Raw genomic sequence first — 9724 nt, 5'->3', positions numbered from 1 at the left:
GCTGTCCGCGACTTACTGAAACCGGTGTCCGGGACTTACTGAAACACGCAGCTGGCGTGCGCTGATGGCCGAAGGACGTCATCTCTACCTCGTATGGACCAGTTCACCGAAGGCTCGCATCCTGGACATCGCTACCGGTCGCACAAGAGAGTGTCTGGCAGACAATGCCGAGTTCGCCACCAGCTCCAATCTGGATGCGGTCGCTCGCACGGCGCATGCTCGTAGCTCCCGCCGGCGAACGCCGCCATAGCACGCCACACCAACGAATTCAAAACTGAATAGAAGCCCGTGGCGACGTCGGTTCGGCTGACCGGCCGTTCCTATTTCGCTGGACTGGCAATCGTGATTCATGCGGAGCGCACCCATGTATTTCCCGATAGACTTTCGAGAAGTGCGAGGCAGAGACAAAGCCACAAGCCATGGCAATTTCCACGACCGGCATTCGTGTGCTCATGAGCAGCAAGTGTGCACGTTCTAGGCGAAGCTCCAAGAAGTAGCGTCCTGGCGAGCATTCGAGCTCCCGCTGAAATAGACGCTCTATTTGTCGACGCGATAACCCAACCGATGCTGCGAGTTTCTCTACCGGCAGGGGGTCGCTGATGTTTAGCTCCATCTGATCGATCACCCCCATCACCGCTTTGTGGTTCAGGCGTAAATCAGAATGACGGGGCAACCGTTGACGCTCGCCGGCTGAGCGAATCCGACAGGAGATTGCCTTCTCGCGAATTCGAGTGACAACGACCGCCCCGTGATCACGCTCAACCAAGGACAGAAATAGATCGAAGGGCGTATCCCCACCGGGGCAGGTGTATAGTTCCCCGTCTTGCTCGAACGCTGTCTGGTTAGCCACTACGCCCGGGAATTGCTCTAGGAACATAGGATATTGCTCCCAGTGAACGGCACATCGCCGGCCATCTGCGAGGCCGGCATGCGCGAAAACGACCGTCCCGTTACCGACCCCAACGAGGCAAGCGCGGCGGCTGCGACACTCTCTCAGCCATGCTTCAAGTTGCCTATTTCGACTGGGGGCAACACGACCGCCGCCCACGACAACAACGGATAAGGAATTTGATCCTCGGGATCTCTCCCGTTCGAATGCCAGTTCTGCATCGACGCAGACGGACAGCCCACAATTCGAAACTACCGGCTGCCCGTCATCGGATATGACTTGCCATCTGTAGACGTCATATCCAATGACCTCATTAGCCAGCCTTAAGACCTCTACCGCTGAAGAGTAAGCCTGAAGGGAAAACGCGGGTAGAAGGTGAAAGGCAAACCCCTGGCATACCGGCTTCAGGCCTAGCATATCACGCTCCGTCATCACATGCAGTGCACTCACGCTCGCCACGGCCTTCCGGCCAGGCAGTGCCTTCCTCATAGTGCCGAACAGCGCCCCGGCGGCGGCACTCAAAGGCAGATGTCTTTCGAACATCCTGAACGCAATCAAGCTGGCTCAAGCCTATTTTCGCTCGGCTTTGAGTACCTCTATCGCTCCGACGATCAGGATAGCCACGATGGTCATGATGGTGGCCGCTGCCGCGATAGTCGGAGAAATATTTTCCCTCAATGAAGAAAACATTTCGCGAGGAAGGGTGCGGTGCTCCGGTCCGCCTATCAGAATGATGATGATTACCTCGTCGAATGACGTCGCGAATGCGAAGACAAACCCGGATACTAGGCCCGGCGTAATAATCGGCATGGTTACCCGGTAGAACGCGTAGACGGGGGAGGCTCCGAGACTAGCAGCTGCCCTTAGGAGAGTGCGGTCGAATGTGCTCATTGAAGCGGCAACGGTAATAAGGACGAATGGTGTCCCTAGTGCAGCGTGCGCAGCGATGATGGAGCCATAATTACGGACAAGCCCGAGCGGTCCAAGGAAGAGAGCAAGTCCTACGCCGAACACGATCACGGGTACGATCATCGGGCTGATGAGCAACGTACTGAGAGCCCGCTTGCCTTTGAAGTCTGACAGGGCAAGGCCGATCGCAGCAAGCGTCCCAAGGACCACTGCTATGACTGCGGCCGAGATGCCAATAAGAAAGCTGTTCCAAATCGCAAGCGACCAGCGGGGCGAGGTGAACAGTTCCTCATACCATCGCCCCGTGAAGGCTCGAATTGGATAGGTGAGAAACTGACTATCATTCAATGACAGAGGCATGATCGCGAGGATCGGCGCAACCATGAAAATCAAGACGAGGGTCGACGTGATGTACATGGCCATTCGCCAAGATGCGACGCTGTCCCGCGGTCTAGGTATGACGTTAAGCAATGGTCGCTCCCTTGCCTGACGAGAGCTTTGAATAGACGACGTAGAGGACGCTTGTCGCGACCAAGAGGACGATCGAAAGGGCGCCGGCAAATCCCCAGTTTACAGAGTCAGTCGTGTAGTATGCGATGAAATAGGAGATCATCTGGTCGCTGGCCCCGCCGATAAGGGCGGGAGTGATGTAGTAACCGAGAGCCATGATGAAGACCAAAATTGATCCCGCAGCCAAGCCAGGGATTGCCAAGGGCATGTAAACACGGATGAAGGCATACATAGGATTGGCGCCGAGTGACAGGGCGGCCCGCAGGTAGTCAGGCTTGATGGCTTTCATGGCAGCATAAATGGGCAAAACCATATAGGGCAGCGACACGTGGACCATTGCCACGATCAAGCCGAAGCGATTGAAGATCAGAGGCACCGGCTCCGACGCGATGCCGACGTATCTGAGCGCCTGATTGATGAGGCCTTCGTCTTGAAGCAGGACGAACCATGCAGCAGTGCGTACCAGCACCGAAGTCCAAAGCGGCAGGAGAACCAACAGGAAAGCCAGGCGCGCAAGCCTAGGAGGGCCGTTGGCAATCAGATAGGCCAGTGGAAACGCCATGACGAGACAGATCAACGTTACGCTCAGCGCTATGGAGAAGGTGCGCAGCAAAATGTCGACATAGATGCGGTTGTCGGCAGGGACGAGACTGATCCCGCCGTCGGCATTCAGTCTTCGATCGAAGGCTGCCAGCAAGAAAAACGACGATGCCGGACCGCTTGCCTGGTATAAATCGTGCCAGATTTCTCGGTCGTTCCACGACGGGTTGATCTGGATAAAGGCCGCCTTCCAACCGGACGACGGAGGTGTGTCCATGCCGGCGATCTGGCGAGCCGTAGACATGACCAGCGTGCGTCCGCCAGGCTGTGCGTAGTTCAACCGACGTGCCGCAATAGCGGTTACGCGCTGCTTCTGGGATGCTTTCATGTCCTCGGCCAGCGCTGCGAATACGTCTTCGCCTGGGACCTGGCCCTTCCAGCCCTGGAGAGCACCTGAGACACGCGGCCAAGTCGTGGATAGCTCGTTATCCATTACGCCCCGCGAGAGAATATCATAGAGCGGAACTGCGTAGACCAACAGCAGGAAGAGAGCGAGCGGGGCGATCAAGACGACCGCCCCCCATTTCCGTCGGCTTGGCATTCGGTCTCGCACTTTCTTGCCCTGTCTAATTGAGGTGTTAGCCATCGGGGGTCCGCCAAAGAAAGCCGAGAGATACTAGGCAACAGATTACTGGGCGGCCCAGGCCTGCAGCCGTTCAGTGAGCTTATCGATGTGGTCCGGCCAGAACTGATCGTTCGGTGGCACGGAAACCGATACGTGATCGGGCGAAGACGGTATGTCGGCGAGACGCTTCGGATCGATGAGGCTGCTGGCTTCCTTGCGGGGAACGCCATAAGCAATCTCGTCCGGGAACTTCGCTTGCACTTCTGGCCGATTGTAGAACTGCAGGAACTTGTAGGCAGCGTCCTTGCGTGGCGATCCCTTCATAATTGCCCAATAGTCGAAAGTCTGCATGCTGCCATTCCAAACGAAGCCGAAGTTGCGCTTGTCGTTTCGGTTCGCGGCATCGACGCGGCCATTGTAGGAGGTGGTCATTACAACCTCACCGGAGGCAAGCAACTGCGGCGGTTGCGCGCCGGCCTTCCAGAAGATGAGATCCTTCTTGATGGTGTCGAGTTTCTTGAAAGCCCGATCCACACCATCCTCGGTTGCTAGGACCTTGTAGACGTCTTCAGGCTTTACGCCATCCGCGATCAACGCGCCGGGCAATGAAACGATAGGCGTCATCCTCAGCGCGCGCTTCCCGGGGAACTTCTTCAGGTCAAAGAAGTCGGCCCACCCAGTCGGAGAGTCTTTAAGCTTGTCCTTGTCGTAGGCGATCCCCTCATTATAGACGATCACCGCAACGCCACAGTCCTTCGTTGCGCCGGGGATGAACGAATCCTTCGGAGCGATTTTCGAATAGTCCAGTTCCTCGAACAATCCCTCTTCGCATCCCAATACGATGTCGGCGGTTTCCACATCGACGAGATCCCAACCCGGATCTGCCGAAGCGGCGCGGGAGCGTATCACACCGAGCCCGCCATCCCAGCTTTCAACTTTCAAGTTGATCTTTGAATCAGCCTTGAACGGTTCGTAGAATACCTTTCTTTGAGCGTCTTGGAACGCTCCGCCGTAGTCGACCACGGTGAGGTCGTCTGCCATAGAGGCGAACGAACAGACCGAAAAAGAGCTAGCCAGCATCAGCTTTGAGAGTGTTCTGTAGTTCATAGTTGTTCCCTTTACATGTTCTTATCAGTTGTTACTGCGTATTATTCCTTAGAATGGTGACATCATGCTTCCTCCAACCAAACCTCACATCCATCCCGATCTCTGGAACAGAATTCAAACCGGAACTCGGCACCTTGGCCGTGATCTCTCCAAGCACATCGTGAACCAATCGGACGCGCATGTGGTCGCCATGAAAAATTGTTCCGCCGCATGTCGCAGTGAGCTGCGCATCGCAATTGGCCGAACTCGCTCCGAGGAGGATGCGCTCAGGGCGGATCGACAAGACCGCTGACTGTCCGACTTCATTTACGTCCGCTGAGCGACCGCCCACGACAGTGCCGTCGAGAAGGGTCACCCTGCAGTGATCGCCATTGAGCTCGACAACCCGCCCGGGTAGCCGGTTACTCTCACCGATGAAGGAAGCGACAAAGGCGTTGGCCGGGCGTTCGTAGATGTCGCGGGGTGGCGCCAACTGCTGGATCTTGCCCGCGTGAAATACGGCGACGCGGTCGGACATCGTCATCGCCTCGCCCTGGTCGTGCGTCACATAGACGACGGTCACCCCAAGACGTTCGTGCAGCCCACGTATCTCAAGCTGCATATGGTCGCGCAATTGCTTGTCCAACGCGCCAAGTGGCTCATCCATCAAGACTAGCCGCGGTTCAGCGATCAGGGCGCGAGCCAACGCAATGCGCTGCTGCTGCCCACCCGAAAGCTGTTGCGGCTTACGCGAACCGATCGTGGTCAGCCTGACCATGTCGAGCGCAGCGGATACCTTGTCCTCGATCTTGGACTTGTCCATCCCTCTGGCTTGCAAAGGAAAGGCCAAGTTCTCGTTCACGGTCATATGGGGAAAGAGCGCATAGCTCTGGAACACCATTCCAATACCGCGCTTCTGCGGTGGCAGTTTCGAGATCTCACTGTCCCCAAGGAAGATCTCACCACTGCTTGGTTGTTCGAATCCAGCCAGCATCATCAGGGAAGTCGTCTTCCCTGAGCCTGACGGGCCAAGCAGCGTCAGAAATTCACCGTGGTGTATAGCAAGGTTGAGATTGTCGACTACGTAAGTTTGGGCGTCATATGTTTTTGACACATTCTTGAAGGTGACGTGGCTCTCGCTAGCTCTCACAGGCGTCATGCCCCACCATCGCGCTCGCCAGAACTACAAGAGTCAGCTCGACTTGCGACCAGCCAAACATGATGACCGACATACCTTGTTTGCCCGGCATCGTGCCTGGCGCCGAGGCAAGCCAGAGACCCCGCTATCAAGCCCGTAGTCATGCCTTTTGACGCTTTGCCTGGGGGTCGTGAAGCGGATCAATTGAGAGTTGAGCGGGAAAGCGTACGCCAGCTATTTCGATGGCATACTCGCCTTGCTTAAGGTGCTCCTGCCACTTCTGTCCTTGCGGTATCGAGACGTAACCCATTCCGACTGGTCGACCAATTGTGTAACCAAATCCGCCAGAGGTGATGCGGCCCACCAGCTCGCCATTCCGGTAAATGGGTTCGTTGTGCAAAAGGGTGGGCTGAGTGTCATCGAGCCGGAAGCTGGCGCGTCGCTGTCGCGGTGGCTCAGACCGCGCTTTTGCGATCGCATCGAAGCCGATGTAGTCAGTCTTAGACTTCGAGATAGTGAAGCCCAGCCCGGCCTCGACAGGGTTCTCGGCAGGCGAGACATCATGCCCCCAGTGGACGAAGCCTTTCTCGAGCCTCAAGGAATCGAGGGCGTGATAGCCCGCAAGCCTCAACCCCATCGGCTCGCCCGCTTGCATGAGCGTGTCGAAGATTGGTCCTAGCATATCGGTCGTTGGATAGAGCTCCCAACCAAGTTCGCCCGTGAACGAGATCCTCAGTGCCAGGGTCTTCGAAAATCCGATCGAGATTTCGCGCGCTGTGCCAAAGGGGAAGGCTTCGTTGGAAAAGTCGTCGTCGGAGACCGCCTGCAGAAGCTGCCGCGATAGTGGCCCGCTTAGGCAAATGGTGCCGAAGCCAGCGCTCACATCCGTGAATGTGAGGTGTGAGCTTCTATCCGAGTGCTGCGTGATCCATGACAGATCCTTCTGCTGCTGAGCTGCGCTTGTCAGCATCAGAAATCTGTCCTCATCGAGCCGGGTAAACGTTAGGTCGGACTCAATGCCGCCGCGTCGATTGAGCAGTTGACAATAGATGATTGACCCGACTGGCCGGTCGAGATCCGTGCCTGTCAGTCGTTGCAGCGAGGCGCAAGCATCTCGTCCCTGAATCAGGGTCTTACCAAACGACGAAAGGTCAAACAGCGCGACCCCTTCGCGAGCGGCTCTGTGTTCCTCAGCAACAAAGTCGAACCAGTTCTGGCGGCCGTATGAGTATTTGTACGCCGGTTCGACACCGTCCGGCGCATACCAATTGGCCCTTTCCATTCCAGCAGAAGTGCCGAAGCAGGCTCGCCTGGCTTTGAGCTTGTCGTAGAGAGGCGTCGTCCGCACCTGGCGCGCGGTTTCGAACTGCTTGTGCGGCCAGTGCATGTCGTACATGTATCCGGGGATTTCCCGGATTCTTTCGCGCAGGAAACGCTGGTTCGTCTCGTACCCCGCGAAGCGGGCAATATCGATTTCGGAAAGATCTGTCGTTGCCTGTCCCTCAACGATCCAGGCCGCCATCGCCCGGCCAATCCCGGCGGACGCGAGAATGCCTTGCGAATTCATGCCGGCGGCCACGAAGACATCAGGAAGGGTTGGGGCTTCGCCTATGATGAAGCGATTGTCGGGAGTGAAGCTTTCCGGCCCGTTCATGAAGTGGCGGATGCCAAGATTCCCGATCAACGGGACGGCCTCGATCGCCTTCGACATCGGAAACTCGAATTGGTCCCAGTCTTCCGGAAGCTGGATGAATTGTTGGTTTTCGGGCAGAGACGATATTGGCAGGGGTTTGGCGTTCGGCTCAAAGGAACCCACCATGAGCTTGCCGGTATCTTCCTTGATGTAGCAGTAGCCGTCAGGGTCGCGGATCACAGGAAGGTTCGGAGTGATATCGCGATGTTCCTCGGTCAAGATGTACATATGCTCGGTGGCATAGAGCGGAACCTTGATGCTAAGCTTCGCGGCAAGATCGCGGGTCCACAACCCGCACGCCAAAACCACCTTCTCGCACTCAATCGTGCCTTGGTCCGTCACCACTGCCTTGACGCGTCCGCCGCATTTCTCGAAGCCAGTTACCGTCACCCCTTCGAGTATCTTTGCGCCGCCCAGCCGCGCACCTTTGGCGAAGGCGTTTGTCAGATCGACGGGATTGATCTGACCGTCGCCGGGGATCGATATGGCGCCGACGATGGTCGATTGGTTGACGAGCGGATGGATTTTCGCGGCCTCGGCTGGACTGACCTCCCGGGCTTCGATGTCGAATACCTTGGCGAGTGAAACTTGCCGGCGCAATTCATGCAGGCGATCCTCGTTTCTGGCGATCACCAGATAGCCGCGTCGCTTGAATCCCGTCTGAAGACCCGTCTCGGCTTCCAGCTTCGGGAACAACTCGACGCCGTAGCGGCAGATGTCCGTCATAGCGTGGCTTGCCCGGATCTGCGTGACCAATCCCGCTGCATGCCAGGTAGTGCCTGATGTCAACTGGCCACGCTCGATCAGGACGACGTCGCGCCAGCCTAACTTTGTCAAATGATATGCTATTGACGTCCCGATGGATCCGCCGCCGATGATTACGACCTGAGCACGATTCGGTAACAACGATCTTTCCCCCATCACGATCCGGACCGACCATCGTCGGGGTACCACCGGTAGGCCTCATCGACCGCCAGGGAGAACCGATCCATCATTTCGTGGATTTGCTTCTCGGAGATAATCAGCGGAGGCGCAAAAGCGACGATGTCGCCGATTGGCCGGATAATCAGACCGTGGGCCTGTGCCATTTGTCCGACTCGTCGCCCGAATGCGCCCGCCGGCGTAAAGGCTGCCTTCGTTTGCTTGTCGGCCACGAATTCGACTGCGCCGACGAGGCCTGAGTTCCGAGTATGCCCGACCAATGGATGGTCCCGCAGGCCATCGAGCCTAGCGCGGAAAATCTCCGCAACTTCAGCCACATGCGATACGATCTGGCGCTCTTCGTAGATCTTCAGGCTTTCAAGCGCGACCGCCATGGCGACCGGGTGGCCACCGGTGGTGAATCCATGGCCGAATGTACCCAAGCGATGGGAATTGTCCGCTACAGCTTGATAGATTGCATCTGAAATCAGCACCGCCGAAAGTGGTTGATAGCTTGATGTAATCTGTTTTGAGAGCAGCATGATATCCGGCTGAATCCCGAACGTTTCGCAGCCGAACATCTTGCCGGTTCGTCCGAAGCCGCAGATGACTTCGTCGACGACGACCAGAACATCGTGGCGCCGACATGCTGCTTGGATCTTTTCCCAGTAAGTGCGTGGAGGAACCATGACGCCACCGGCGCCCATGACGGGCTCACCAACAAAGGCTGCCACAGTTTCGGGACCTTCCTTAAGGATCAACTCCTCCAAGTCGTTTGCCAAACGGGTGGCATAGTCCTCTTCGCTCTCGCCCGGTTCCGCGTATCGATAGTGATGCGCGGGCGCCGTATGCAGGAAGCCGGGCAGGGGCAGATCGAAGTCTTCATGGTTGAGGGGTAGGCCAGTCAGGCTGGCAGCGCCCATCGTGATACCGTGGTAGGCTCGCAGGCGAGAGATGATCTTCTTCTTTGTCCGGCGGCCAAGGGCGTTGTTGTAGTAGCGGATAATCTTGATGGCTGTGTCGTTTGCTTCTGACCCGGAATTGGCGAAGAAAACCTTCGTCAGACTCTCAGGGGCGATCCGAACGAGGCGCTCGGCATACTCGATTGTCGCCGGATGGGTTCGATGCAGGAAGCTGTGATAGTAAGGCAGCGTATTGAGTTGCTTGACCGCCGCGTTAATGAGCCGCTGCTCCTTGAAGCCCAGCGCGACGCTCCACAGACCGCCCATACCCTCGATGTAGCGGTTCCCGTTGTCATCGACGACGTGAATGCCTTCGCCGCCCTCAATTATCAACGGACCGATCTGTTCATGCAGACGAGCATCGGCGTAAGGATGAAGCGTGAAGGCGATGTCCTTGCCGTGCAGCGAATTCGGCAGAGCAGAATTGTCGTGTGGTGTAACTTCGTCCATT

At 57.1% G+C, this 9724-nt stretch carries 7 protein-coding genes; all 7 read right to left on the bottom strand.

The genetic code is table 11. The annotated features are described in order from the left end of the window. Nucleotides 1–268: 268 nt before the first annotated feature. The 7 genes from AU465_RS10555 to AU465_RS10525 all read right to left on the bottom strand — a co-directional run bounded on the left by AU465_RS10555 (nt 269) and on the right by AU465_RS10525 (nt 9723). Nucleotides 269–1306: a GlxA family transcriptional regulator gene (locus AU465_RS10555; protein ID WP_192246657.1), complete on the bottom strand. Its 1038-nt coding sequence runs from the start codon at nt 1304–1306 to the stop codon at nt 269–271. Nucleotides 1307–1459: 153 nt separating this feature from the next. Then, nucleotides 1460–2215: an ABC transporter permease gene (locus AU465_RS10550; protein ID WP_246505966.1), complete on the bottom strand. Its 756-nt coding sequence runs from the start codon at nt 2213–2215 to the stop codon at nt 1460–1462. A 46-nt stretch (nt 2216–2261) separates the two neighbouring features. After that, nucleotides 2262–3416: an ABC transporter permease gene (locus AU465_RS10545; protein ID WP_246505964.1), complete on the bottom strand. Its 1155-nt coding sequence runs from the start codon at nt 3414–3416 to the stop codon at nt 2262–2264. Nucleotides 3417–3536: 120 nt separating this feature from the next. Further along, the gene (locus AU465_RS10540; protein ID WP_192246637.1) at nt 3537–4580 is read right to left on the bottom strand and encodes an ABC transporter substrate-binding protein; all 1044 of its coding nucleotides are present in this window, start codon (nt 4578–4580) and stop codon (nt 3537–3539) included. 31 nt (nt 4581–4611) lie between these two features. Further along, complete coding sequence (locus AU465_RS10535) at nt 4612–5718, bottom strand: ABC transporter ATP-binding protein (RefSeq protein WP_192246635.1); 1107 nt, start codon at nt 5716–5718, stop codon at nt 4612–4614. Nucleotides 5719–5857: 139 nt separating this feature from the next. Next, on the bottom strand, nt 5858–8311 hold the full coding sequence (locus AU465_RS10530; RefSeq protein ID WP_192246633.1) for a GcvT family protein: 2454 nt from the start codon (nt 8309–8311) through the stop codon (nt 5858–5860). Continuing rightward, nucleotides 8311–9723 carry an aspartate aminotransferase family protein gene (locus AU465_RS10525; protein ID WP_192246631.1) on the bottom strand — a complete coding sequence of 471 codons (1413 nt, stop codon included), beginning with the start codon at nt 9721–9723 and terminating at the stop codon, nt 8311–8313. The genes AU465_RS10530 and AU465_RS10525 overlap by 1 nt, the downstream gene beginning before the upstream one ends. Nucleotide 9724 lies beyond the last annotated feature (1 nt).

Origin of the sequence: Mesorhizobium silamurunense, from assembly GCF_014843905.1 — a bacterium.
Taxonomy (GTDB): Bacteria; Pseudomonadota; Alphaproteobacteria; order Rhizobiales; family Rhizobiaceae; genus Mesorhizobium; species Mesorhizobium silamurunense.
Note: the sequence above shows the minus strand (reverse complement) of the source record. Positions and strands in the feature narration are given on the sequence as shown.